Origin of the sequence: Kluyvera sp. STS39-E, assembly GCF_040932435.1 — a bacterium.
Classification (GTDB): domain Bacteria; phylum Pseudomonadota; class Gammaproteobacteria; order Enterobacterales; family Enterobacteriaceae; genus Kluyvera.
The window spans coordinates 80,831-105,126 of the sequence record NZ_JBFQGA010000009.1; the positions used below are offsets into that span (position 1 = coordinate 80,831).

At 57.7% G+C, this 24,296-nt stretch carries 23 protein-coding genes; 13 read left to right on the top strand and 10 right to left on the bottom strand.

Going from position 1 to position 24,296, the window contains the following annotated elements:
• Position 1: 1 nt before the first annotated feature.
• Genes AB4K05_RS19440 through acpT form a run of 13 tightly spaced genes read left to right on the top strand, consistent with a single transcriptional unit; the run spans position 2 to position 12,030 of the window.
• On the top strand, positions 2 to 583 hold the full coding sequence (locus AB4K05_RS19440) for a hypothetical protein (protein ID WP_368481514.1): 582 nt from the start codon (positions 2 to 4) through the stop codon (positions 581 to 583).
• Entirely contained in the window at positions 580 to 1,923 is a 1,344-nt protein-coding gene (locus tag AB4K05_RS19445; protein WP_368481515.1) for an AMP-binding protein, read from the top strand. The genes AB4K05_RS19440 and AB4K05_RS19445 overlap by 4 nt, the downstream gene beginning before the upstream one ends.
• Positions 1,910 to 2,260 (top strand): hydroxymyristoyl-ACP dehydratase, encoded by a 351-nt coding sequence (locus AB4K05_RS19450; RefSeq protein ID WP_368481516.1) that lies wholly within the window; start codon positions 1,910 to 1,912, stop codon positions 2,258 to 2,260. Before AB4K05_RS19445 ends, AB4K05_RS19450 begins: the two co-directional genes overlap by 14 nt.
• The gene (locus AB4K05_RS19455; protein ID WP_368481517.1) at positions 2,251 to 3,942 is read left to right on the top strand and encodes a glycosyltransferase; all 1,692 of its coding nucleotides are present in this window, start codon (positions 2,251 to 2,253) and stop codon (positions 3,940 to 3,942) included. The genes AB4K05_RS19450 and AB4K05_RS19455 overlap by 10 nt, the downstream gene beginning before the upstream one ends.
• A gap of 3 nt (positions 3,943 to 3,945) precedes the next feature.
• Positions 3,946 to 4,368 carry an acyl-CoA thioesterase gene (locus AB4K05_RS19460; protein ID WP_368481518.1) on the top strand — a complete coding sequence of 141 codons (423 nt, stop codon included), beginning with the start codon at positions 3,946 to 3,948 and terminating at the stop codon, positions 4,366 to 4,368.
• Positions 4,365 to 4,970 carry an outer membrane lipoprotein carrier protein LolA gene (locus tag AB4K05_RS19465; protein WP_368481519.1) on the top strand — a complete coding sequence of 202 codons (606 nt, stop codon included), beginning with the start codon at positions 4,365 to 4,367 and terminating at the stop codon, positions 4,968 to 4,970. Before AB4K05_RS19460 ends, AB4K05_RS19465 begins: the two co-directional genes overlap by 4 nt.
• Positions 4,939 to 7,263 (top strand): MMPL family transporter, encoded by a 2,325-nt coding sequence (locus AB4K05_RS19470; RefSeq protein WP_368481520.1) that lies wholly within the window; start codon positions 4,939 to 4,941, stop codon positions 7,261 to 7,263. The genes AB4K05_RS19465 and AB4K05_RS19470 overlap by 32 nt, the downstream gene beginning before the upstream one ends.
• On the top strand, positions 7,256 to 7,846 hold the full coding sequence (locus AB4K05_RS19475) for a DUF3261 domain-containing protein (RefSeq protein ID WP_368481521.1): 591 nt from the start codon (positions 7,256 to 7,258) through the stop codon (positions 7,844 to 7,846). The genes AB4K05_RS19470 and AB4K05_RS19475 overlap by 8 nt, the downstream gene beginning before the upstream one ends.
• Before the next feature lies 1 nt (position 7,847).
• On the top strand, positions 7,848 to 9,017 hold the full coding sequence (locus AB4K05_RS19480; protein ID WP_368481522.1) for a beta-ketoacyl-[acyl-carrier-protein] synthase family protein: 1,170 nt from the start codon (positions 7,848 to 7,850) through the stop codon (positions 9,015 to 9,017).
• Entirely contained in the window at positions 9,014 to 9,490 is a 477-nt protein-coding gene (locus AB4K05_RS19485) for a 3-hydroxy-fatty acyl-ACP dehydratase (RefSeq protein WP_368481523.1), read from the top strand. Before AB4K05_RS19480 ends, AB4K05_RS19485 begins: the two co-directional genes overlap by 4 nt.
• Positions 9,487 to 10,218, top strand: coding sequence for a 3-ketoacyl-ACP reductase FabG2 (locus tag AB4K05_RS19490; RefSeq protein ID WP_368481524.1), 732 nt, complete (start codon positions 9,487 to 9,489; stop codon positions 10,216 to 10,218). The genes AB4K05_RS19485 and AB4K05_RS19490 overlap by 4 nt, the downstream gene beginning before the upstream one ends.
• Positions 10,215 to 11,444 carry a beta-ketoacyl-ACP synthase gene (locus AB4K05_RS19495; RefSeq protein ID WP_368481525.1) on the top strand — a complete coding sequence of 410 codons (1,230 nt, stop codon included), beginning with the start codon at positions 10,215 to 10,217 and terminating at the stop codon, positions 11,442 to 11,444. Before AB4K05_RS19490 ends, AB4K05_RS19495 begins: the two co-directional genes overlap by 4 nt.
• A gap of 1 nt (position 11,445) precedes the next feature.
• Positions 11,446 to 12,030, top strand: a complete 585-nt coding sequence (acpT, locus tag AB4K05_RS19500) for a 4'-phosphopantetheinyl transferase AcpT (protein WP_368481526.1) — start codon at positions 11,446 to 11,448, stop codon at positions 12,028 to 12,030.
• A 240-nt stretch (positions 12,031 to 12,270) separates the two neighbouring features.
• Here the strand turns inward: acpT and AB4K05_RS19505 are convergent, their stop codons facing one another.
• The 10 genes from AB4K05_RS19505 to AB4K05_RS19550 form a co-directional block, all read right to left on the bottom strand.
• The gene (locus AB4K05_RS19505; protein ID WP_368481527.1) at positions 12,271 to 12,396 is read right to left on the bottom strand and encodes a hypothetical protein; all 126 of its coding nucleotides are present in this window, start codon (positions 12,394 to 12,396) and stop codon (positions 12,271 to 12,273) included.
• A 68-nt stretch (positions 12,397 to 12,464) separates the two neighbouring features.
• Positions 12,465 to 13,223, bottom strand: a complete 759-nt coding sequence (gene dsbG, locus AB4K05_RS19510) for a thiol:disulfide interchange protein DsbG (RefSeq protein ID WP_368481528.1) — start codon at positions 13,221 to 13,223, stop codon at positions 12,465 to 12,467.
• A 146-nt stretch (positions 13,224 to 13,369) separates the two neighbouring features.
• Entirely contained in the window at positions 13,370 to 14,092 is a 723-nt protein-coding gene (locus AB4K05_RS19515; protein WP_368481529.1) for a DsbA family protein, read from the bottom strand.
• A 6-nt stretch (positions 14,093 to 14,098) separates the two neighbouring features.
• Positions 14,099 to 16,135, bottom strand: a complete 2,037-nt coding sequence (locus AB4K05_RS19520; RefSeq protein WP_368481530.1) for a protein-disulfide reductase DsbD family protein — start codon at positions 16,133 to 16,135, stop codon at positions 14,099 to 14,101.
• Positions 16,136 to 16,181: 46 nt separating this feature from the next.
• Entirely contained in the window at positions 16,182 to 16,544 is a 363-nt protein-coding gene (locus AB4K05_RS19525; RefSeq protein WP_368481531.1) for a hypothetical protein, read from the bottom strand.
• Between the two features lie 206 nt (positions 16,545 to 16,750).
• Positions 16,751 to 18,193 carry an L-asparagine permease gene (ansP, locus tag AB4K05_RS19530; RefSeq protein WP_368481532.1) on the bottom strand — a complete coding sequence of 481 codons (1,443 nt, stop codon included), beginning with the start codon at positions 18,191 to 18,193 and terminating at the stop codon, positions 16,751 to 16,753.
• Between the two features lie 282 nt (positions 18,194 to 18,475).
• Positions 18,476 to 19,060 (bottom strand): transporter, encoded by a 585-nt coding sequence (locus tag AB4K05_RS19535; RefSeq protein WP_368481623.1) that lies wholly within the window; start codon positions 19,058 to 19,060, stop codon positions 18,476 to 18,478.
• A 262-nt stretch (positions 19,061 to 19,322) separates the two neighbouring features.
• Positions 19,323 to 20,426 carry an HlyD family efflux transporter periplasmic adaptor subunit gene (locus AB4K05_RS19540; RefSeq protein ID WP_368481624.1) on the bottom strand — a complete coding sequence of 368 codons (1,104 nt, stop codon included), beginning with the start codon at positions 20,424 to 20,426 and terminating at the stop codon, positions 19,323 to 19,325.
• A gap of 133 nt (positions 20,427 to 20,559) precedes the next feature.
• Entirely contained in the window at positions 20,560 to 22,737 is a 2,178-nt protein-coding gene (locus AB4K05_RS19545) for a type I secretion system permease/ATPase (protein ID WP_368481533.1), read from the bottom strand.
• On the bottom strand, positions 22,734 to 24,182 hold the full coding sequence (locus tag AB4K05_RS19550) for a TolC family outer membrane protein (RefSeq protein WP_368481534.1): 1,449 nt from the start codon (positions 24,180 to 24,182) through the stop codon (positions 22,734 to 22,736). The genes AB4K05_RS19545 and AB4K05_RS19550 overlap by 4 nt, the downstream gene beginning before the upstream one ends.
• Between the last annotated feature and the right edge of the window lie 114 nt (positions 24,183 to 24,296).

Genomic DNA, 24,296 nt, shown 5'->3' on the forward strand with positions numbered 1-24,296 from the left:
CGTGTCGGGCAACCGCTCGCGGCCTCTCTTCGCCTTGTTGACAGGATTAGTGTTGCTAGCCTGGCCGTTACTCATCGGCTTCGGGCTGGCGCATGACGGCCTGCGCTGGCTGCTGCCGCTTATGGTGGTTGTGTTCGGAGTTCGCGCATTGCAGATGCGTCATCAGGCCGGGCCGCTGGCGGTGGTGATGCAGCGGATTGCCGTTGTGGCGATAGTGCTCTGCGCTGCCAGCTACCTACTGAAAACGCACCAGTTGCTGCTGTTTTATCCGGTGGTGGTGAACGGCGTCATGCTGGCCGTCTTTGGCGGTTCTCTATGGTCAACGATGCCAATTGTTGAACGCATCGCTCGCCTGCGCGAGCCGGAACTCACGCCTGCTGGCGTCAGGTATACCCGCCGCGTCACCCAAGTGTGGTGCCTGTTTTTCATTATCAACGGCACAATAGCGCTGCTGACCGCGCTGCACGGCGATATGTCACTGTGGACCATTTGGAACGGCATGATTGCCTATCTGCTGATGGGCACCCTTATGGCCGTCGAGTGGTTGGTGCGCCAGCGGGTCAGGAGACGAGAAAAGCCATGAACTCAACGCAGAAACTGGCTGATTGGCTTGCCCCAACGCGTCCGACAGACACGCCTATTGCATGGCTTGCTGACCACGTCTGGACGCTGGGCCATCTGCGTCACGACGTCGCACAGCTTCTGCCCTATTTGCAACAGCATCGCGGCACGCGTTGGGCGCTGTGCTTTGACAACAGCTATCTGTTTATCGTGGCGATGCTCGCCACGCTGCACGCCGGCAAGACGCCGGTGCTACCGGGGCATCGCAACCTCGCGCTATTCACCGAACAGCCGCCGCTTTTCGACGGCATACTAAGCGATGACACGCTGGAGTGGACGGGGCCGGTGCACCGCGTGACCTCGGCGATGACCGCCGTTGCAACGGGTCATTTCCCCACGATCCCACCCGATGCCAGCATTGAACTTTATACCTCCGGCTCAACCGGCGCGCCCAAACGGGTAGTGAAAACGCTGGCACAGCTCGACGATGAAGCCGCGTTGCTCGCCGGGCATTTTGCCGAACGTTTAACCGATTGTCGGGTGGTAGGCTCGGTCAGCCATCAGCATCTCTACGGCCTGACATTTCGCATCGTGTTGCCTATGGCATTAGGTTTAACACTGCACGCGGGAGTGATCGGTTTTGCCGAGCAGCTTGCGGCGTTAAGCCATCGCCACCGCTATGCGTTTATCACCAGCCCCGCGTTTTTAAAACGACTGGACTATCAGCTTACGCCGCCGCCCATCGCGGTGACGGTCAGCGCGGGCGGTGAGCTAAACGAACAGCTGGCAGCACAGGCCGCCGCAGGGCTACGGGTCTGGCCGGATGAAATCTACGGCAGCACCGAAACCGGGATTGTCGCTAAACGCTGTCAACACAACGATGCCGCATGGCAACCGTTCCCCGGCGTGGTTTTGCGCAAGGAAAATGCAGCAACACGTATATTTTCCCCGCTCATTGCCGATAATAACGGTCTGTGTCTCGACGATAACCTGCAGTTTCTGGAGAGCGGCGATTTTCACCTACTGGGACGCCACGACCGAATCGTCAAAATTGAAGAAAATCGCGTCTCGCTTTGCGAAATCGAACGCCGCTTGTTGGCGCTTGCGGGGGTTCGCGAAGCGGCGGCGGTGCCGGTTTACCGCGGGGGGCGTCAGTCTATTGGCGCGCTGCTGGTGCTGGAAGAAGGCCACCGTACCTCCGGGAACAAAAAGCAGATACTGGCGTGGCGCAAAGCGCTTCGCGCTTGGCTGACGCCGGTGGCGGTTCCGCGCTATTGGCGGGTGGTCGATGAGATCCCGGTCAATGGGATGAACAAGCGTGTTGATGCGCAATTACAGGAGTTGTTTGATGAAGCCCGCTGAAATTGAGCGCCGCCAACTGCATCCACAGCAGCTCGAGGTGACGCTGCGCCTCGACCCTGCCCTCCCCTGGTTTCGTGGGCATTTTGCCGTGCAGCCGCTGTTGCCCGGCGTGGCGCAGATTGACTGGGTGATGCACTACGCCAGCCTTGTTGCCCCCGGCTGGCGCTTTCGCGCGCTGCAAAACGTCAAATTTCAATCGCCGCTGCTGCCGGGCGCCGTTGTGACGCTCAGCCTAAACTGGCAGGAGGCACGTCAACTGCTGACCTTTAGCTACCAGCGCCACGACGGTGATGCGCGGCACGCCGCCAGCAGCGGCAAGATTTCGCTATGTCGCTAGCCTTCGCCCCCTGCGTAGTTATCCCCTGCTACAACCACGGCGCGATGATGGCGGGGGTGCTCGCGCGTTTACAGCCGTTCGGCCTGCCGTGCATTGTGGTCGATGATGGCAGCGATGATTCTACCGCGCAGACGCTCTCACGCCTTGCGGCACAAACGCCAAATTTAACCCTGATTCGCCTAGCGCAAAACGCCGGTAAAGGGGCCGCCGTGATCCGCGGTTTACACGCGGCAGCGCAGGCCGGGTTTAGCCACGCCGTACAGGTCGATGCCGACGGTCAGCACGCTATTGAAGATCTGCCCAAACTGCTCGCCAAGGCGAAGCAATACCCGAACGCGCTGATTTCAGGGCAACCCCTTTACGACGACTCCATTCCCCGTTCGCGACTGTATGGACGCTGGGTCACTCATGTATGGGTATGGATTGAAACCCTGTCCTTGCAGCTAAAAGACAGCATGTGCGGCTTTCGGGTCTACCCGGTAGAGCCGACGTTGGCATTGGCTGCAAGGGTCACGCTCGGTCAACGGATGGATTTTGATACCGAGGTGATGGTGCGTCTTTACTGGCAGGGCAACAGCAGCCATTTTGTCCCCACCTGCGTCACCTATCCGCAGGACGGGCTGTCGCATTTCGATGCCTTAAAAGACAATCTGCGCATCTCCTGGATGCACACCCGGCTGTTTCTCGGCATGCTGCCGCGTATACCTTCGCTGCTGTTTCGCCGGGCTACACCGCACTGGGCGCAACAGCAGGAGGTCAAGGGACTTTGGGGAATGCAGCTGATGCTGTGGGTCTGGCGCGTCTTGGGCCGCCGGGCGTTTACCTGTTTGCTGCATCCGGTAGTGGGCGTGTACTGGCTCAGCGCCACCCGCGCGCGCCGCGCGTCGCAAAACTGGCTGCAACGCGTTCGTTCGCAGCTGACCGAGCGCCAGATGCCGATACCGGCGAACCTCTCCAGCTACCGTCACTTCCTGCGCTTTGGTGAGGCGATGCTCGATAAAATCGCCGGCTGGCGTGGCGAGCTGCAATGGGGCCGCGATGTGGTTTTTGCCCCCGGCGCTGAAGCGGCACTCAACGTGGCGTCCCCACGCGGCAAGCTGCTGCTGGCGTCCCATCTCGGCGACGTCGAAGTGTGTCGAGCGCTGGCGCAATTGCAGGGCAGCAAAACCATCAACGCTCTGGTGTTCAGCGATAATGCCCGGCGCTTTAAGCAAATCATGCAAGAGATGGCGCCACAGGCCGGGGTCAACCTGATGCCGGTTACCGACATCGGCCCCGATACCGCCATGTTGCTCAAAGAGAAGCTCGAGCGCGGCGAGTGGATTGCTATCGTTGGCGATCGCGTCGCGGTTAATCCCCAGCGCGGCGGTGGATGGCGCGTTTGCTGGAGCCGATTTTTAGGCCAAGATGCCCCCTTCCCGCAGGGGCCATTCATTCTGGCGTCAATCTTGCGCTGCCCGGTGGATCTGCTGTTTGCCCTCCGCGAGCAGGGCAAGCTGCACGTTCACTGCGAACCGTTTTCCGACCCGCTGCTGTTGCCGCGCGCCGATAGGCAACAGGCGCTACAGCAGGCTGTCGACCGCTACGCACAGCGCCTCGAGCATTATGCCCTGCGCTCGCCGCTCGACTGGTTTAACTTTTTCGATTTCTGGCAGTTGCCAGAACCCAAAGATAAGGAGTAGAGGGTGCTTAACGATCCCCGTTTTACGGCTGAAGTCGAGCTGTCCATTGCTTTCCACGACATCGATATGATGGGCGTGGTGTGGCACGGCAACTATTTCCGCTATTTCGAGATTGCCCGCGAAGCGCTGCTCAACCAGTTTGACTACGGCTATCGGCAGATGAAGGCTTCAGGTTATCTGTGGCCGGTGGTCGATACCCGCGTGAAGTACCGTCATGCCCTTACCTTTGAACAGCGTATCCGCGTGCGTGCGCGGGTTGAAGAGTATGAAAACCGTTTGCGCATCGCCTATGACATTTTTGATGCCGAAAGCGGCCAGCGCACCACCAGCGGTTACACCATCCAGGTGGCGGTGGAGGAACAAAGCCGCGAGCTGTGCTTCGTCAGTCCGGCGGTGCTTTTTGAACGGATGGGAGTCACGCCATGAAATTCCTGCCGCTGCTGATGCTGCTTATCAGCCCTTTGGTTAACGCCCTGACGCTGGATACCCTCCAGCAGCGCTTCACCGAACAGCCGGTGGTACGGGCGCACTTCACGCAAACCCGGACGATTAAAGATATGCCGCAGCCTTTGCGTTCCGCAGGCCAGATGCTAATTGCCCGCGACCAAGGGCTGCTGTGGGATCAAACCTCGCCGTTCCCGATGCAGCTGCTGCTGGACGATAAGCGGATGGTGCAGTCCATTAACGGCCAGCCGCCGCAGACCATCACCGCTGAGAACAATCCGCAGATGTTCCAATTTAACCATCTGCTGCGCGCGCTGTTTCAGGCTGACCGTAAGGTGCTGGAAGAAAACTTCCGCGTCGAATTTGCCGACCTTGGCGATGGCCGCTGGACACTGCGTCTGACGCCCATCACTACGCCGCTGGATAAGATTTTTGCCACCATCGATTTGGGCGGCAAGACCTATCTTGAATCCATCAAGCTTAACGACAAACAAGGCGACAGCACCGATATTGCCCTCTCCCAACACCAATTAACCCCCGCACAGCTGACCGATGACGAACGCCAACGCTTTGCCGCCAAGTAAACGCCCGGCACTGCTGTGGGCAGTCGTCGGCCTACTCTTGCTGGGTATGCTGCTCACGCTGCTGCCGCAGGCGCGCCTTAACAGCAGCGTGCTGGCGATGCTGCCAAAACAGACGCTGGGAGCCATTCCACCGGCCCTTAACGACGGCTTTATGCAGCGCCTCGACCGGCAATTGGTGTGGCTGGTCAGCCCTGGAAAAAAAGCCGACCCGGCTGTCGCCCAAAAGTGGCTGGCACAGCTTTCGGCCTCCACTCTGCTCGCCGATGTAAAGGGGCCGATGGATGCCGCCAGCCAGCAGGCGTGGGGAACGTTCTTCTGGCATCACCGTAATGGCCTTATCGATAGCGACACCCGCGCCCGCTTGCAGCACGGCGGCGAGGCGCAGGCCCAGTGGGTGCTCGCCCAGCTTTACTCGGCGTTCTCCGGCGTCAGCGGTAAAGAGCTGCAAAACGATCCACTGATGTTAACGCGCGCAGAGCAGTTGGCGATGGCCAAAAACGGCCAGCGGCTGAGATTGATGGACGGCTGGTTGGTCACCCAAGACGCACAAGGCAACTATTGGTATTTACTCCACGGCGAGCTGGCCGGTTCCTCGTTTGATATGCAGCAAACCCACCGGCTGGTGACCCTGCTCGGCGACCAGGAAAATGCGCTGAAGGCCCGCTATCCGCAGGCGCAGGTGCTGTCACGCGGCACGGCGTTTTACAGCGACTACGCCAGCCAGCAGGCGCAAAAGGATATCACCACCCTCGGCGTGGTGACGGTGCTGGGCGTGTTGCTGCTGATCGTCGCCGTGTTTCGCTCACTGCGGCCGCTACTGCTGTGCCTGCTGTCTATTGGTATGGGCGCGCTGGCGGGAACGGTGACGACGCTGATGATTTTCGGCGAATTGCACCTGATGACGCTGGTGATGAGCATGAGCATTATCGGTATTTCCGCCGACTACACGCTCTACTACCTGACCGAACGAATGGTGCACGGTCACGATGTTTCACCGTGGCAAAGCCTTGCTAAGGTGCGTAATGCGCTGCTTTTGGCGCTGTTGACCACCGTCATCGCCTATCTGCTGCTGATGCTCGCCCCCTTCCCGAGCATTCGTCAAATGGCGTTATTTGCCGCGGTGGGTCTGAGCGCGTCCTGCCTGACGGTGATTTTCTGGCACCCGTGGTTATGTCGGGGATTGCCGGTGCGCCCGGTGCCAGCAATGGGGCTGATGCTGCGCTGGCTGGCGGGATGGCGACGCCATAAAAAGCTGTTGGTCGGCCTGCCGGTGGTGTTGGCTCTCTACTCGCTGGCGGGGATAACCCAGCTTACGGTGAACGATGATATCTCCCAGCTTCAGGCGCTACCGCAGGACATTCTGGCGCAGGAAAAAACCATCACCGCCCTGACCGGACAGAGCGTCGATCAGAAATGGTTTGTGGTATACGGCCGTTCGCCGCAGCAAACGCTAGAGCGGATGGAGGCATTTACCGCCACGCTGGAGCAGGCCAAGAGCGATGGATTACTCGACGGTTATCGCACCATTCCGCTGAACTCGCTCACCCGCCAGCAGCAGGATGTGGCCTTATTGAAAGACGCGCTGCCCGCTGTGACCCGCGCGTTGAACGGCGCGGGCGTGACGGAGGTTAACCCCGATCTCAGCGCCATGCCGGTGACGGTAGAGGATTGGCTCGCCAGCCCGGCAAGCGAGGGCTGGCGGCTGATGTGGCTGACGCAGCCGAATGGTGAAAGCGCCGTTCTGCTGCCGGTGAGCGGAGTGAAAGACAGCGCGGCGCTGGGCAAGCTGAGCCAGCGTGGTACTGAAGGTGTCGCATGGGTGGACCGGAAAAGCAGTTTCGACACGCTGTTCAACCTATATCGTCATCTGCTGACCGGGCTACTGGCCGTAGCGCTGGCGGTGATTGCCTGCGGCGCAATAATTCGGCTTGGCTGGCGTCATGGGCTAAAAAGCCTGCTGCCTTCGCTGCTGTCGCTTAGTTGTGGCCTGGCGACGCTGGCGTTCAGCGGTCATCCGGTCAACCTGTTTTCACTGCTGGCGCTAGTGCTGGTACTGGGGATAGGTATTAACTACACGCTGTTTTTCAGCAACCCGCGCGGCACGCCGCTGACCTCATTGCTGGCTATCACGCTGGCGATGCTGACTACCCTGCTGACCCTCGGAATGCTGGTATTCAGCGCCACCCAGGCCATCAGCAGTTTTGGTATCGTGCTGGTGAGCGGCATTTTCACCGCCTTCTTGCTTTCGCCGCTGGCGATGCCCGGTAAAAAGAGAAAAAAACGCCATGATTAAACCGATACTGCGCCGATTGAAGGCCGTTATTGTGCTCTCTGCCCTGCTGCTGGCGGCCTGTAGCCATCCGCAGCCGCAAAACAGCGCACGCCCGCAGGCGTGGCTGGAGCCGGGCACCCGCGTGACCTTACCGCCGCCGGGAATTTCTACACCGCTCAGCGCGCAACAGCTGCTAACCGGCAGTTTCAACGGCAGCAGCCAGTCGCTGCTGGTGATACTCAACGCTGACGAGAAAAAAGTGACCCTCGCCGGGTTGTCGTCGGTCGGTATCCGTCTGTTTCTCCTGACCTATGACGACAAAGGTTTGCACAGCGAGCAGTCGATCGTGGTGCCGCAGTTACCGCCTGCAAGCCAAGTGCTCGCCGACGTCATGCTGAGCCACTGGCCGATTAGCGCCTGGCAGCCGCAGTTGCCCAAAGGCTGGACGCTCAGCGATATCGGCGATAAACGCGAACTGCGCAATGCCCACGGCGAGCGGGTCACCGTCATCACCTATCTGAACCGTCACGGTCAGCGCATGCCTATCGCCATCGCGCAGTTGGCCTTTAAATACCACATCACCATTCAATATCTGGGTGACTGAGATGATCGCAATTTCTGCCGTCGGCTTGATTAATGCGCTGGGCAACGATGCGGACGAAATCGCCGCCAATCTGACGCGAGGTGTAGCCCCCGGCATGCGCGTACGCGAAGGCTGGCTTCAGGGGCAACCGCAGGCAGTTTTCGCCGGAGTTGATGCCACGTTGCCGGCAATTCCCGCAGCGTTTAGCGCCCATCGTTCGCGTAACAACCAGCTATTGCTGGCGGCGCTGGCGCAGATCCAACCGCAGGTTGATGAGGCCATCGCCCGTTTTGGCCGCGATCGGGTGGCGGTGGTTCTCGGCACCAGCACGTCCGGGCTCGATGAAGGCGACAGACACGTTGATTTGACGTTACACGGGCGAGAAAGCGCCAACTGGCACTATGCGCAACAGGAACTTGGCGACCCGTCGCGTTTTCTCAGCCGCTGGCTGTCGCTAGAAGGCCCGGCGTTTACGCTTTCCACCGCCTGTTCTTCCAGCGCCCGAGCCATCATCAGCGGGCGGCGGTTGATTGAAGCCGGGCTTGCCGACGTGGCGATTGTCGGCGGGGCCGATACCCTAAGCCGGATGCCGATAAACGGTTTTCACAGCCTGGAGTCGCTCTCGCCGGTGCTATGCCAGCCGTTTGCTCGCAATCGCTGTGGCATTACCATTGGCGAAGGTGCCGCGCTAATGCTGCTGACCCGAGAGCCTCAGCCTATTGCGCTACTGGGCGTTGGCGAGTCGAGCGACGCTTATCATATTTCCGCGCCGCATCCGCAGGGCGAAGGCGCTATCCGCGCCATCGAGCAGGCGCTACGCGACGCCGGACTCACCCCGCAACAGGTGGGCTATATTAATCTGCACGGCACCGCGACACCGTTAAATGACCAAATTGAGTCCACGGTGGTGAACGCGCTGTTTGGCGAGACGGTGCCGTGCAGCTCAACGAAGCATCTGACCGGGCATACGCTGGGGGCAGCGGGAATAACCGAGGCGGCCCTCAGCATGCTCATTCTCCAGCGTGATCTGCCGCTACCGCCGCAGGATTTCAGCCACTCTTCGTGGGACGAAACCCTCATGCCGTGTGGCATTTTGACCTCGCCGCAGGCACTGGCGCGTCCGGTTATCCTGTCCAATTCGTTTGCCTTTGGCGGCAATAACGCCAGCATTTTGCTCGGGAGAGTTTCATGAGCCACTATTTACCGCCCGGCGAATATCTGCCGCACGACGCGCCGATGCTGTTGCTTGAAGAGGTGGTCGATGTGAGTGAAGAGTCAGCAACCTGCCGCGTCACGGTGACGCCGCACGGCGTTCTGGCGCCGTTTCTCGACCCGCTTGGCGACCTACCCGGCTGGTTTTCGCTGGAACTGATGGCGCAGACCGTGGGCGTCTGGTCCGGCTGGCACCGCCATCAGCGGGGCGAAACACATATTGCGTTAGGCATGGTGCTCAGCGCGCGTGAACTTCTCTGCGAGGCCGGTCGCCTGCCGGCGGATTCCACGCTCATCATCAGCGCCACGCGGCTGATGCAAGATACGCGCTTCGGCAGCTTTGAATGCACTATTGAGGCGAATAATTCGGTGCTCGCCCACGGGCGAATCAACACCTTTCAGCCCACAACGGCAGAACTTCATACTTTATTTCAGCAAGGAACGTCCGCATGAATCGTTCAGTTTTGGTGACCGGTGCCAGTAAAGGTATCGGTCGTGCTATCGCCTTGGCGCTGGCGGCAGACGGCTTTGTCGTCGGCGTCCACTACCACCGCGATGCGCAAGGCGCACAGCAAACGCTGGAGGCAATCACTGCCGCTGGCGGCGCGGGCCGTTTACTGTGTTTTGATGTCTGTGACCGCACACAGTGTCGGGAAGTGCTGGAGCAGGATCTTGCCGAAAACGGCGCATGGTACGGCGTGGTCAGCAATGCGGGGATCGCCCGTGACGCGGCGTTTCCGGCGCTTAGCGACGATGACTGGGATCAGGTGCTAAACACCAATCTCGACAGTTTTTACAACGTGATAAAGCCGTGCGTCATGCCGATGATCGGCGCCCGTCAGGGAGGGCGCATCATTACCCTCTCTTCCGTTTCCGGGGTGATGGGTAACCGTGGGCAGGTCAACTACAGCGCCGCCAAGGCCGGGATTATCGGCGCAACTAAGGCGCTGGCGATAGAGCTGGCGAAGCGCAAAATTACCGTCAACTGCATTGCGCCTGGGCTTATCGACACCGGAATGCTCGACATGGAAGAAACCGCACTGAAAGAAGCGATGGCGATAATCCCAATGAAACGCATGGGCCAGGCCGATGAGGTTGCAGGCCTTGCCCGCTATTTGATGTCGGATATTGCGGGTTACGTCACGCGCCAGGTGATTTCAATCAATGGAGGGATGTTATGACACGACGCGTGGTGATTACTGGCATGGGCGGCGTGACCGCGTTTGGTCACAGCTGGCAGGAGGTGTCCGCTGGGCTGTTAGCGTATGAGAATACGGTGCGCACCATGACGGAATGGCAGGTTTATGACGGATTGCAAACGCTACTCGGCGCACCGATTGACGATTTCACCCTGCCGGAACACTACACCCGTAAACGTATTCGCGCGATGGGCCGGGTGTCAAAACTCGCTACCCGCGCCACCGAACTGGCGCTGGAACAGGCTGGGCTAATCGGCGAGGCGGTATTGACCAACGGTGAAACCGGCATTGCTTACGGTTCGTCGACCGGCAGCACCGATTCGGTGAGCGAATTCGCCACCATGCTCACCGAACATCACACCCGTAACATTACCGGCACCACCTATGTGCAGATGATGCCACACACCACCGCCGTCAATGCTGGGCTGTTTTTTGGTTTACGTGGGCGGGTTATCCCGACGTCCAGCGCCTGCACTTCCGGCAGCCAAGCGATTGGCTACGCCTGGGAGGCCATTCGTCACGGTTATCAAACGGTGATGGTCGCCGGCGGCGCGGAAGAGTTGTGCCCTTCGGAAGCGGCGGTTTTTGATACCCTGTTTGCCACCAGCCAGCGTAATGATGCGCCGAAAACTACCCCTTCCCCGTTCGACACCCTGCGCGACGGTCTGGTGATTGGTGAAGGTGCCGGGACGCTTGTTCTGGAAGAACTGGAGCATGCCAAAGCACGCGGTGCGACGATATACGGCGAGATCATCGGCTTTGCCACCAACTGTGACGCCGCGCATATTACTCAGCCGCAGCGTGAAACCATGCAAATTTGCATGGAAAAGTCGCTGAAAATGGCGGGCTTAGGCGCTCGGGATATCGGCTATATTTCCGCTCACGGTACAGCAACCGATCGCGGCGATATTGCTGAGAGTCAGGCAACGGCGGCGATTTATGGCGAAAACGTGCCGATATCGTCACTGAAAAGCTATTTTGGTCACACCTTGGGAGCCTGCGGTGCGCTGGAGGCGTGGATGAGCCTGCAAATGATGCGCGAAGGCTGGTTTGCGCCGACGCTTAATTTGCGCAATCCCGATGCCCAATGCGGCGAACTGGATTACATCATGGGCGAGGCCCGCCGGATCGACTGCGAATTTCTGCAAAGTAACAACTTTGCCTTCGGTGGAATTAACACCTCGATCATTATTCGGCGCTGGCCCTAAGATGTACCGCTTTTGGCTGGGCAAAGTGTCGCAATTAAGCCACGGTGAGCTACCTGCCAACGTCATCGCCCGCGCACCCAACGGGCCGACACGTGCAAGCTGGCTGGCCGGTCGGGTTCTACTTTGCCGGGCCGTTTCGCCGCTACCGGAGATAAGCTACGCCGAGCGCGGTAAACCGGCGTTCGCCGTGGCCTCGTCGCTGTGGTTCAACCTGAGCCACAGCGGTGATGATATTGCGCTGCTGCTTAGCGATGAAGGTGAAGTGGGCTGCGACATTGAAGTGCTTCGGGCACGAAAAAACTGGCCGGCGCTGGCCGAGTCGCTGTTTTGCCCCGCCGAGCGGGAACAGATAACGCTTGAAGCGCCCGAGCAGCAGCTTGCCGCTTTCTGGCGAATCTGGACGCGTAAAGAAGCTATCGTGAAACAGCGCGGCGGCAGCGTCTGGCAGATGGCAAGCGTGGACAGCACCCGCAATGCGGGGTATTTCGTCACCGACTTACAGACCGACGGGCTAAGTATCGCCGTCTGTACTCCTACGCCCTATCCTCTGGATAATATAATTCGCATTTCCAGTGCGCAGTTATAATGGTTTTTACGTTATTATTTACCCCGGTATTATCACCCCTTAAACACCTCATGGAATAATAACAAAACACCCAAAATATTATATTTAGCGTAAATTGATGCACATCATTTTTTAATACGTTGCGCCATCCGTCCGATTATATTGATTTTAGTCAAGATCCTCTTTACACATAAATAGCATTTTATGCACCTCCTATTTATCAGGGTGCATTTACAGCGCTGCCGCTATTCGCAAGGATATTCATTTGACGTTGCCGACAATATTAAACAACATCAATAACCATAAATGGCTTTCAGCAATATTGCTGTTCACCTTCGTTACGCTGGTCATGGTGCTAACACCGGTGGTCAATAAGCTGCGTGGCAAATCCTCAACCTGACGGCCTAAAGGATAGCGGCCCGCAAGCAGCCGCCACCCTATCCTGATACGCCCGTTTAAGGGCGCGGGCCGAACATCTCTACCAGCTGTTTTTCATCCGGCATACCGAGCACCTGCGAAAGCTCATTGTTAGCATTCATGTAGTAAATTGCCGGGGTCGCATTGGCGCCTAAGTCATCCATCAGCTTTTGATGGTGCTGCAACAGATTAAAAGTTGCTTTCGGCGTCACCCCATCAAAACGAGGCAGCTTTTTGCCTCCTGACAATTCGTAATCACGCCAGGCCGCAACCGGATCGGGTGCGTTTAGGATTGCCGTCGCGTAGCGCCCGCTTTGCGGATTCAAAAACGCCACCATCAGCGTATTGAGCTGCACCTTTCCGGCGGCAACCCACGGTTGGGCCGCAGACCAGAACGCCTTGCAGTAAGGGCAGAACGGGTCTGCAAAGACAAACACCTTTCTCTGCGCGGTATCCGGTCCCTCTTTTAGCGCCTTCGCCTCATTTAAGGTCTTCCACATTTCCCGGCCAAGCGGAATATAGATTTGCTCTTTGAAATAGCCTTCGCTGAGATTTTTTCCCGGTGCATCATACAGATAGCCGGAGATGACATGCTGCCCGTCAGGGGTCAAAAACAGATTCACCCCGATGTCCTGATACTGCCCAACCCAGCTTTTTAGGCCGCCGGGGGCGTCGACGGCTTTCAGGTGAGTAATATTTTGCTGTTCGCTAAAGCGCTTGACGATATCGGGTACGGCGTCCTGCGCGTAGGCCACGACCGGAGCCAACATTAATGCGGTCAATATAATACGTTTCATCATTGTTCCTTTTATACGAGGGAATACCGCTCAGAAAAGGGAATTATCGCCGTAGGCCGGATAAGCAAAGCGCCATCCGGCACCCATTGCCGGATGGCGGCGTAAACGCCTTATCCGGCCTACCGCTTCCCATCATCCTTAACTGCTCAGCGTTTTTTCAGCGCATCGCTGACCATAGCATCAAACTGTTCGAAGGGTACCCAGCCTGCCAGCAATTCGTTGCCGATCAGCGTCGCGGGCGTGCCCTGAATGCCCAGTTGCTCCGCCAAAGAGAGGCTTTTCTTGAGCGTTTCCAAGCTTTGGTTGTCCGGGGTATCTACCACCACGGCGGCTTTCTTCTTCGCCGCCACAATACTGGCGTCGTCGTGGTAGCCTTTTTTCGCCATCAGCACCTCGTTAAAGTGCAGAAATTGCTGCGGTTTTTCCCGCCATACGGTCAGCGCGTCGCGAGCGGCAGTGACCGAGCTTTCCGCGCGGTACGGCAGGAATTTAAAGATAACCGCCACATCGGGATATTTAGCGACAATCTTTTCCAAATAGGGGTCGAGCTTTTTGCAATAAGGACAGTTGTAGTCGGTGAATACCACTAGCGTTAGCCGTGGGTTTTTCGCGCCTATTCGCGGCGAATTCGGGTCGCGAAACAGGAAGTCGGCGTGGTCAGCAATCACCTTATCGAGCTGCTGTTGATTGGCCTGCGCATCCTGACGGTCCAACTTTTCCGCCACCGCCGTGAGAATTTCCGGATGATTGAGCAGCGTTTCCTGAACCAGCTCCTGTACCCGAGCCTCCTGCGCCGCCGTCAATGCCGGTGCGGCGTAAAGCGGCAGCGAAACAGCCAGCAGGATTAGTGATAGAAGTGTTTTTTTCATGGTTAATTAGCCTTTAGCATTCTTGAGGGTTTCCAGGAGAGTGCGCTTTTCCAGCAGCGGCGGCAGAATGTTGCCGTCCGTGAGTCCTGGCCCATAAATTTGGTTGAAGGGGATCGCGTAGCTGTTTCTTTTATGCAAAAACGCGGTGATCAGTTCGGATGGCTGGCTCCAGTCGCCACGCAGCGCCACGACATCCGGCTGGTTTAGCGCGGCGATCACTTCCGGCTGATTTAATACCCGCAGTTCATTCACTTTGCAGGTGACGCACCAATCGGCGGAGATATCGACGAACACCCGCTTCCCCTGCGCCTGCGCGCGGGTAATCGCCTCCTCGCTCAGCGGCTGCCAGGCAATTTGCGGGCCGGTTTCACGCGATGGTACGGCGGTGTCGGCCTGTAACAGTCCATGCACCTGGTAGCCACCAAAAGCCGCCAGCGTTACCACCACCAGCCAGAAAAGTGTTGTCCGGTGCTTTCCCGTATAGATGAAAACAACCAACGCGACAGCCGTCAGCAGCAGGGTGATGATGCCGCTGGCAGTACTTCCCATATGTAACCCCAGCAGCGACGCCAGCCACAAACTCGATGCCAGCATCATCAGCGCCAGCAGCACCTTGAGGGTATTCATCCATGGGCCGGGACGCGGCAGCAACAGTGCCGTTTTCGGGACTAGCGCGACAAACAGCCACGGTAGCGCCATGCCCAGCCCCAGCAGCATAAAGATAAGCCACAGTTCCGTTAGCGGTGCCGCCAGTGCGAACGCCACGGCGGTGCCGAGAAACGGTGCCGAACAGGGGGTCGCCAGCAGCGTGGCAAAAACCCCTTCGCAGAAGCTACCCGCCACGCCATTGCCCCCGGCGGTCGCCAGACGTCCGCTCATTGACGACGGCAGCAGCATCTCGAACAGCCCAAACAGGTTCATGGCAAAAATAAAGGTGACCGCTACCATCAGGCCAATAAACCACGGATTTTGGAACTGAATCCCCCATCCCAGCGATGCGCCGGTGAGCTTAAGCGCGGTGACCATTGCGGCAAGCAGCGCAAAGGAAGTCAGGATCCCGGCGCTGGTCGCCAGAAAACGCAGACGGATACGGGACTTATCGTTCCCGGCATGGAGCACCGAGTTTAGCTTCATGCCCATCACCGGCAGGACGCACGGCATCAGGTTCAGGATAAGCCCGCCAAGCAGCGCAAACAGCAGAATCTGCGCCAGATTAGCGGGCGTTATGCTTGTCACAGAGGCTGTCGTTTCGTCCGCTCCGACCGTCAGGGTGGTTTGCTGCGCTTTCCCCTGGTTGGTGAGGACAAAGGAGAGATTTTTCCCCGCAAGCGTGGTGACTTTTTCGCCCCATTCATCGGTGACCGGCGCGCTTATCTGCAGCGTTGCCCCTTGGCTTTTGAGCGTTGGCGCACCGGGAATAATGCCGCCATCGAGCGGGTCAAAGAAGATCTGCGCATCGCGCCACTCACCGGCGGTCGTGCCGGAAATGACCAGATTACTGCCCGAGAGATGGGCGACAAGATCGTCTGAGATCCCGCTATCAGGCGGGATGGCGCGCATCGCTTGGGCAAACGCCTGCGGGAAATCAGCGTCCGGCGGCTGATTAAAATCCAGATGCAGCGGATAGTCGGTTAACAAACAGACGTTGCTACAGGTGGAGAGCGTTAGCGTGCCATCCAGCACATCGGCGAGCTTGCCGGTAATCACCATCGGGATAACGACCCGGTCGTGGTAGCCCTGCGTGGTCAGCCCGGAGATTTCAAAGCGCGAGGGAACCGGCCAGTACCACTGGGCCTTTTCTCCGTTATGCCATTGAATTTCGGGCGCAACGCCCCCTTCTCCCGGCGATCGCCAGTAGGTTTTCCAGCCGGACTGTAGCTCAACGGTGAGCAGCCCACGAAGCTGGTCGTCGTGCCTTTCAGCCTGGAAACGAATTCGGGCGTGGTCGTTTTGGGGTGACGTCAGCCACCCGGTATCTGCCGCATAGGCGATGCCCATGCATGACAGCAACAGGAGGACGCATCCCCTGAAGATATTCAGCATATATTTTCTCCGTAAATAAATAATAGGTCGCGTTAACGGCGATTATTCATTCACGGAAGACGCAGTTTTGTAGGTGTATTCGCTGTGTAGGCGGCCGTACGGGGATATCCCTAAAGACCAGCGCGCGGACCTCGGTGAACAGTTGCAGCAAGGTCAGGAAGAGAATAACGGCGGGCAGTGCACCATCGAAGAATACCGGCTGCGCGCACAGTAAGGAGCTAGCGCTAAGCTGGCACGGCGACGGGCCGGCCGAGGCATCATCTGGTGCGGGGACGGAAAGCATTGGCGTTGGATTTGCGGCTTGTTGTAAAAAATGGTGCAGATAGACCGCCCGCTGAACCATGCAGATAAGCATGGCAAGGCAGGTTAATATCAAAAGCCATTTCGCAAGACGCTGACGATTACGCATAGTTTCCCGGATAATTCAGAACAGCGGAATCATAAACAATACAGATGTATGTGCAAGGTGTTCTGTGTAAGGTTTTGTCGGAGGAGCACGACTTCTTTAGGTGTGTCTGACTCTGTGTCGGGGTTATTGCCTGATGGCGCTACCCTTATCAGGCCTACGTTGAGTATGTATGCCCGGTAAGCGTAGCACCACCGGGCGATGTTATATTACGGTGCGGTACGGTGGATTTCCGCCACGCGCTTACGCACGCCAAACCAGCCAGCGACCAGCAAAATGGCAATCAGCGGCAGAGAGGCGATGGTAAACGTCCCGTTCGGATAATCGAACGCCATCAGCACCAGTACGCTCAGCAGGAACAGTAGCGTGAGCCAAGAGGTGAACGGCGCGCCCGGCAGCTTAAAGCTGACATCGGCGGCTTGACCTTCTTTAATGGCTTTGCGCAGGCGCAGCTGGCAGATCATGATAAACGCCCACGAAGCAATAATACCCAGTGAGGCAAAGTTCAGCACAATCTCAAACACCTGGGACGGCACCAGATAGTTGAGGAACACCCCAACCACATACACCGCAAGCGTCGCCAGAATGCCCGCGTACGGCACATGCTGACGGCTCATTTTGCTCATAAACTGCGGTGCAGAACCGCCCATCGCCATCGAACGTAAAATACGCCCGGTGCAGTAAAGGCCTGAGTTTAAGCTTGAGAGTGCGGCGGTCAGTACCACAATATTCATAATGCTGCCGATGTACGGCACGCCAAGCTTAGAGAAGAAGGTGACAAACGGGCTCTGCCCCGCCTGATATGCGGTCCACGGTAATAACAGCACCAGCAGAACCACGGAGCCAACGTAAAACAGGCCAATACGCCAGATAACGCTGTTGATGGCCTTCGGCACCATGGTTTGCGGATCTTTGCATTCCCCGGCGGCAGTCCCCACCAGTTCGATAGAAGCAAAGGCAAACACCACGCCCTGAACCAGCACCAACGCAGGCAGCAGGCCGTGTGGGAAGAAGCCGCCGTTATCGGTTATCAGATGGAAGCCGGTGGCGTTGCCATCCAGCGGTTTTCCGCTCCCCAGATAAACGGTGCCGACCACGAGGAACACGACGATAGCCAGCACTTTCACCAGTGCAAACCAGAACTCCATCTCGGCAAACCACTTCACGCCTATCATGTTCATGGTGCCCACGATAGCCAACGCGCCGAGGGCAAAGACCCACTGCGGAACGTCGCCAAATGCGCCCCAATAGTGCATATACAGCGCGACGGCGGTGATATCGACAATCCCGGTCATCGCCCAGTTGACGAAATACATCCAACCCGCCACGTAGGCGGCTTTTTCGCCAAGGAACTCACGTGCATAGGAGACAAAGCTGCCGCTGGAAGGCCGGTGCAAAACCAGCTCGCCAAGCGCACGCAGAATAAAGAAGGAGAAAATCCCGCAAACCAAGTAAACCAGCGCCAGCGCCGGACCTGCCATTTGTAAACGCGCGCCCGCGCCGAGGAACAGCCCGGTACCAATCGCCCCGCCGATGGCGATCATCTGGACCTGGCGGTTGCCCATTGCTTTGTTGTAACCCGCTTCATGCGCGTTGAGCCAGCGCCGTTTTGCCGCGTGTTTTTCCGCAGCCTGTGTGTTTTGTGTTTCCATCGTTTCCCTGTTACCTGTCTGATTAAAGGAAGACTTCTGGCCGACGCGAAAATGAACGACTATCCGCATCAACCGCAGGGTTTTTCCCGTCATTCTGTGTAGGGATAAAACCGCCGCGGAGCATCCTACCTGCAATTAATAAGCGGCGCAAAACAAACGATTGCCTAACGGACACAAAAAAGCGGCCCCTGCTGGGGCCGCCGTCGGTATCAAGAATCAGCGGGGGGTTATTTGACCAATCTCGAAATATATTTCTGCCGATAAGGTTATTCTGCTGCCAATTTAGGAGGAAGCTCTGGCGCTCAATAAATTCACAGACGCGCCTAAGCACAGAATATAACCAAACAGCTCGACGCCCTCTTCAACCATATTTTTGACAATACGGGCATAGCCTTCTTGTAATATGGACTGCCAGAGAATCGACATACCAAATAATCTGGAAAAAATCAAAATCGTCAGCAGGCCAGCAACCATCACACCGTAGGACGGCTGACGGGCATAGGCGATAAGCTGTTGGGCGACCTGCGAAGGTTTCCGCAGCGCATAGGCAATGGTCACGATGCTTGCCACTAATGCAAACCAGACCCAGCTGCCGTGGCGAACGAGATCGAATACGGCGTCCAGTTCACGAATAAGCATGGCGAGAAAGAAACCTGCAATCAATACATTACATTGTCTCATCGCGCTATCTTTACGCGCACGGACCAGATGAATGACAACAATAATGAAGAGGATCGACTCCTGAACCACCTCGGTAAATGAGGTTTCAGACAGGCCATTTTTGAGAAGGTTAACATCAACATGCAGACAGAGAACGGCGGCAGCGACGGCCACAACAAAAAGAATGATGCGCAAAAGTAAGCTAATTAAAATCATGGAAATCACGGCTTGTTATTAAAAACCTATGTTAGCCGATTAATTCATCCTCAACTTATCCTTCTGTGCCACATAAATGACTATACTGAACGTCTATTACTGATATATAAGTGCGAGATAGTAGTAATACATGGATTAGATTATAAATAATAATCTGACGGCCGCTATTTTCGTGTGCCGCATTTAATAATGCGGCTTTAATTAGCGAGATGAGTCCGCCGCCGCGGCGGAGACGGCGGATTCATCCTCAACGCTAGCGTTCGCGCAGCGCCTCTTTGACTTTGTTAAACGGTTTTACCAGATAATCCATCACCGTCTTCTCGCCGGTTTTAATGTCCACGTTGGCTATCATCCCCGGCACAATATTGAAATGCTTGCCGGCTTTGTTTTGCAGATAATCGTGCTCGGTACGGATAAACACCCGGTAGTAATAGACTTCCGGCTTTGCCTCATCTTGAATGGTGTCCGGTGAGATGCTGTCCACCACGCCCTTCAAGCTGCCGTAGATAGCGTAGTCATAGGCGGTGATTTTCACCAGCGCCGCCTGATCCGGGTGGATAAAGGCGATATCACGTGGCGACAGGCGTGTTTCAATCAGCAGATGGTCATCGCGGGGCACAATTTCCATCAGCTCGCCGTTCGGCGGAATGACCCCGCCCAAGGTGTTCACTTTGATTTTTTTGACGATCCCTTTCACCGGCGAACGTACCGTCATGCGCGTCACGCTGTCGGTGCGGCCACGGATGATTTCAGCCAGCGATGCCGCTTCCGCCGTCGCTTTTGCCAGCTCTTCGCGGGCCTGAACTAAGTACTGAGAGCGCAGGTCGAGAATTTTAAGCTGCAGATCCGAACGCTGGCGTTCAAGACGCAACACTTCCACATTGCTGGCGGCACCGGTTTTCGCCAAGCGGCGAGTAATTTCTAGCTCACGTTCCACTGCCGATACGGAGTCAGCCACCCGCGCCTTCGAGTCGGCGAACTGGCTGCGACGCAGCTTATAAAGCCGGGTTTCCGAAGCCACCAACTGGGGCACGTTTTTAAGCTCCGGCGGAAAAGTCAGCGGCAGCTCATTCACTTCCGCCGATAGCCGCGCGCTGGCGGCCAGCGCTGCCTGGTAACGCGCTAGGCTCTCGCCGACGTTAGATTCCGAACGGGTGGGGTCAAGCCGGGCCACCACTTCGCCCGCCTCGACGCGCTGCCCCTCCTTCACGTTCAACGCCACTAGGATGCCTCCGTCCAGTGATTGCAGCACCTGTTCACGAGAGCTGGGGATCACCTTGCCGGTCCCGGTCGAGACTTCATCCAATGTGCTGAATGATGCCCAGCCCCAGGCCACCAGCAGCAGCACGCCGCACATTGTCACGATGCGTCCAGACTTCGACAGGCTCTGGTTATCAAGGTCATTTTCGCCGCTATCGCCGTTCCAATTGAGCGGCTGAGCGTTAGCTGGCGTCGGGATTGGTGCCTGTTCGGGCAGTATGACGGCGGTTTCAGGCTGGTCGTCTTTCATTTTCCACCTCCGCATCACGGGTGTTTCTGGTCGCCATCGCTTTGTCTTTCGGCATATCCATCACCAGTTGACCGTCTTTTAGCACCAGCACGCGGTCAACAACGGACAGCACCGCACTACGGTGGGTAGCGATAATCAGGGTGCGCCCCGCCAGCCAATGGCTCAGGCGGTCGAGGAAATCACGTTCGGTATGTTCATCAAGCGAAGCGGTCGGTTCATCGAGCAGCACAATGTTAGGGTCGCGTAGCATCAGGCGCGCTAGCAGGATTGACTGGCGTTGCCCGCCGGACAGCCCCAGCCCGCCTTCCATCACCACGTGATCGAGACCGTGAGGCAATTTGCTGACCAGCACATCGGCGCCGCACATCACCAAGGCGGCGAAGATTTCATCATCCCTCGCCTGCGGCGCGCCCAGCGTCAGGTTGTCGCGTAGCGAACCGTGGAACAGCCGGGCATTTTGCGTCATCAGGCCGGTATTGCGCCGCAGGTCAGCGACATCAATGTGCGGCAGGCTGAGCGAGTCAAGCCGCAGCTCGCCCTGCTCCAGCGGCACGCCGCCAATAAGCGCCTGTAGGAAAGTCGATTTGCCCGCGCCGTTACGCCCCAGCACGGCAATTCGCTCGCCGGCGGTAATTTCCAGCTTTGCCACCCGCAGCGGGACGGTCGGCGAGTCAGGGCGGTAGCGGAACGCGGTATCGGCAAAGAGATAGTTACCGTGCAGCACGTCGCGGTGCAGGCGTTGGGAATCGCCGCCGTTTTCCACCGGCAATTGCATGATACTGTCGATGCCGCCTTTCGCCGCTTTCGCCTGCTGCCAGCGCGCCAGCACGCCGACCAGCGCCGCCATTGGCGCTATCATGCGCGACGCGAGCTGTGAGGCGGCAACGATGGCCCCGGTGGTCATGTCACCGCCAATCACCATCGGCGCTGCCACCACGATAACCACCGCATAAACCAGCCCCTGAATGGTATTGCCCCAGGCCAGCAGGCCCTGAGTCAGGCGGCGGCTTTTCATCCCGGTTTGGGCGGTGATGCGGATGTAGCTGTTCCACTGTTGCAGGAAGCGGTTTTCCGCCTGCATCAGCTTAATATCCTCCAACCCCTGCACGCTCTCGACCAGCACGGCGTTGCGCAGGGTCGACTCTTTGACGTTCTCCTGCGCAAGATCGGCCAATTTTTTTTGCAGCAACAGGCCGGGAGCGATCATCACCAGCGCAGCCACCGGAGGGATCCACGCCAGCTGCGGGGCGATAATTGCCATCACTAAAAGGAATAGGAAGAAAAACGGCAGGTCGGCTATCACCGAAACGGTGGTCGAGGTGACCATTTCGCGGATCGATTCCAGTTCGCGCAGCTGCGAGATAAAGCTGCCGGTTGAGCGCGGCACCACGCTGGTTCGCAACCGCAGCGCGTGGCCGAACACGCGGTCGGAAATGCGCATATCGGCCTGTTTGCCGAGAATATCGCTGACGTGGCTGCGCATCAGGCGCATGGCAAAGCCAAAGATCACCGCAATCAGCACGCCGATAAACAGCACGTACAGCGTCGGATAGGACTGCGCGGGGATCACTCGGTCGTAAACCTGCATGGAGAAAATAATGCCAGCCATCGACAGAACGTTGATGATCAGCGAGGCCAGCATCACGTGCCAGTAAGGTTTACTTTTGACCATCACCAGCTCGTTAAGCCAGCCGGGGTTAAAGTCCGCCAGATACTCTTCGGTACGACTATCGCGCGCCATAGATGCAGGGCGAAACGCCACCACCACCTGAATTTTGTCGAGCAGTTCGACGAGCGGCTGGGTCACTATCAGGTTGGCATCGCGGGTAAAGCTAACGCCGACGTTTTCCTTGCCGTCAAAGCTGTGGATCACCCCTATAGGCCCTTCTTTGAGCTGCACCACCAGCGGCAATCGCCAGCCGGAGACGTTATCGCGTTTTTCATGCAGCAGCCTCGCCGTCAGCCCGACATGACGCGCCATGTTGTTGAGGGCGACGTTTAGCGGTTTACCCAACTGCCAGCGGGCCATGGCCTGCAGGCCGCCGGGGGAAAATGACAGACGATAGTGCGTCGCAATTTGGCTAATCACGGCGACCCAATCACTGAGCGCGCTGGCGTCCAATATTTCCTGTTCGGTGATGTTGGCTTTCCCACTCATGGTTGGATCTCCACGCCCTGAATGGACTGGTTGTTAAGCGCAAACTGCTCACGTGTACGTCCGGTGTTGTACAGACAGTCAAGCTGCAGGGTGCGCAGTTGGCTTTCCGTTTCCTGCTGGGTGAACTGCGCCTGATAGACTTCTTGTTCGGCGTTCAACACATCGAGGAATGGACGCGATCCGAGATCAAGATACTGTTGCTGATAGAGCTCGCGGGTTTTTTGCGTCAGGATCTGCTGGCGCGCCTGGATCTGTAGCGCCTGTTGCAGGCTGACCGACGCACTCTGCGCCGCGCTCAGTTGCTGACGGACCTCAAGCTGGGCGCTACGTACCGCCGTGGTGGCGGCATCGAGGCTGTATTGAGCGGCATCGCGGTTGGCGGTCAATCCGCCGCCTTGGTAAATGGGCATTTTAACCCGCACGTAGGCCGTGTACTGAGTTCGGTCGAGCTGCTCGCTGTTGGCGTAGCGGTCGTTGAGATAGTGGGTGACTTCAGACTCCACCGAGATTGTCGGTTTCATCTGCGCTTCGGCCCCCGCCAGTTGCGCCACCGCTTGGTTGACCCGCGCTCGCGCCGCCAAGACCGACGGGACAAGCTGATCATCGACGGTTGCCACGCTGCAGGATTTTCCAAGCGATGCGGGAAATTCGTTACTCACCTGCGCGATATTATCCCAGCCCACATAGGTCGACAGCGTCGCCCGCCAGCGCTGAAGATTCGCCTGGTTTTGCGCCAGCGTCGCCCGTGCGCCTTCGATACGCGCGTCGGTCTGCACCACATCGGAGAGCGAACTGGCCCCTTCACTGTTACGTTCATTTGCCAGCTTGCCAAGCTGCTGCAGTGAGCGGAGCTGTTCTTCAGCAATCGCCACCAGTTGCTGGTAGCCCTGCACCTGCACCAGCGCAGCCGCGGTATCGTGGGCCACTTTATCAATGCTTAGCAGCACAACGGCCTGTTGTCCTGCCACCGCAGCGTTGGCTTCACTCACCGCGCTGTCCGTCAGGCCAAAGTCATAGAGCATCTGAGAAAGCGATAGCACCACCGAAGGGACGTTACCGTGATTGGAATAGGAGTTGGTGACACCGTTATTTAGGCCGCCGCTAATCTGCGGATAGTAGCGGGCGCGAGCAACATCCACCTTTTCGGCGGTGGTAAACAGTTTGCCGGCTTCGGTGCCAATATCCGGATACCACTGGACAGCGCGCGAAACCGCCTGGCCGATATTAAGATTGGCCGGCGGCGTGACGTTGCTGGCCCCAAGGCCGGGGTCACGCCCACGCAGATTGGGCAGCTGATCTTGCCCGGCGATTTTTTGCGGGTCGATATGGCGGGCGATTTCGCTATCCGAACGCCCCCATACGGCCCAGGCATTAGAGAAAAGTAGCGGCTGGATACAGACCGCTAACCAAAAAAATCTCGTGCGTTTACCGCTTCGCGTTCCCATACAACATCCCCAATAATATCAATATTTTGACCTTTTAAGGTCGTTTATATTTTTATGACTATTGATGAATATCCTTCCCCACGGTGAAGTCCCTTCCATAGGGAAACCGCGAGG

What these genes read in the sequence shown, in the direction of transcription:
- AB4K05_RS19445 (WP_368481515.1), top strand. Translation starts at nt 580, where the DNA reads ATGAACTCAACGCAGAAACTGGCTGATTGGCTTGCCCCAACGCGTCCG.
- AB4K05_RS19450 (WP_368481516.1), top strand. Translation starts at nt 1,910, where the DNA reads ATGAAGCCCGCTGAAATTGAGCGCCGCCAACTGCATCCACAGCAGCTC.
- AB4K05_RS19455 (WP_368481517.1), top strand. Translation starts at nt 2,251, where the DNA reads ATGTCGCTAGCCTTCGCCCCCTGCGTAGTTATCCCCTGCTACAACCAC.
- AB4K05_RS19465 (WP_368481519.1), top strand. Translation starts at nt 4,365, where the DNA reads ATGAAATTCCTGCCGCTGCTGATGCTGCTTATCAGCCCTTTGGTTAAC.
- AB4K05_RS19470 (WP_368481520.1), top strand. Translation starts at nt 4,939, where the DNA reads ATGACGAACGCCAACGCTTTGCCGCCAAGTAAACGCCCGGCACTGCTG.
- AB4K05_RS19475 (WP_368481521.1), top strand. Translation starts at nt 7,256, where the DNA reads ATGATTAAACCGATACTGCGCCGATTGAAGGCCGTTATTGTGCTCTCT.
- AB4K05_RS19480 (WP_368481522.1), top strand. Translation starts at nt 7,848, where the DNA reads ATGATCGCAATTTCTGCCGTCGGCTTGATTAATGCGCTGGGCAACGAT.
- AB4K05_RS19485 (WP_368481523.1), top strand. Translation starts at nt 9,014, where the DNA reads ATGAGCCACTATTTACCGCCCGGCGAATATCTGCCGCACGACGCGCCG.
- AB4K05_RS19490 (WP_368481524.1), top strand. Translation starts at nt 9,487, where the DNA reads ATGAATCGTTCAGTTTTGGTGACCGGTGCCAGTAAAGGTATCGGTCGT.
- AB4K05_RS19495 (WP_368481525.1), top strand. Translation starts at nt 10,215, where the DNA reads ATGACACGACGCGTGGTGATTACTGGCATGGGCGGCGTGACCGCGTTT.
- acpT (WP_368481526.1), top strand. Translation starts at nt 11,446, where the DNA reads ATGTACCGCTTTTGGCTGGGCAAAGTGTCGCAATTAAGCCACGGTGAG.
- dsbG (WP_368481528.1), bottom strand. Translation starts at nt 13,223, where the DNA reads ATGAAACGTATTATATTGACCGCATTAATGTTGGCTCCGGTCGTGGCC.
- AB4K05_RS19515 (WP_368481529.1), bottom strand. Translation starts at nt 14,092, where the DNA reads ATGAAAAAAACACTTCTATCACTAATCCTGCTGGCTGTTTCGCTGCCG.
- AB4K05_RS19520 (WP_368481530.1), bottom strand. Translation starts at nt 16,135, where the DNA reads ATGCTGAATATCTTCAGGGGATGCGTCCTCCTGTTGCTGTCATGCATG.
- AB4K05_RS19525 (WP_368481531.1), bottom strand. Translation starts at nt 16,544, where the DNA reads ATGCGTAATCGTCAGCGTCTTGCGAAATGGCTTTTGATATTAACCTGC.
- ansP (WP_368481532.1), bottom strand. Translation starts at nt 18,193, where the DNA reads ATGGAAACACAAAACACACAGGCTGCGGAAAAACACGCGGCAAAACGG.
- AB4K05_RS19540 (WP_368481624.1), bottom strand. Translation starts at nt 20,426, where the DNA reads ATGTGCGGCGTGCTGCTGCTGGTGGCCTGGGGCTGGGCATCATTCAGC.
- AB4K05_RS19545 (WP_368481533.1), bottom strand. Translation starts at nt 22,737, where the DNA reads ATGAGTGGGAAAGCCAACATCACCGAACAGGAAATATTGGACGCCAGC.
- AB4K05_RS19550 (WP_368481534.1), bottom strand. Translation starts at nt 24,182, where the DNA reads ATGGGAACGCGAAGCGGTAAACGCACGAGATTTTTTTGGTTAGCGGTC.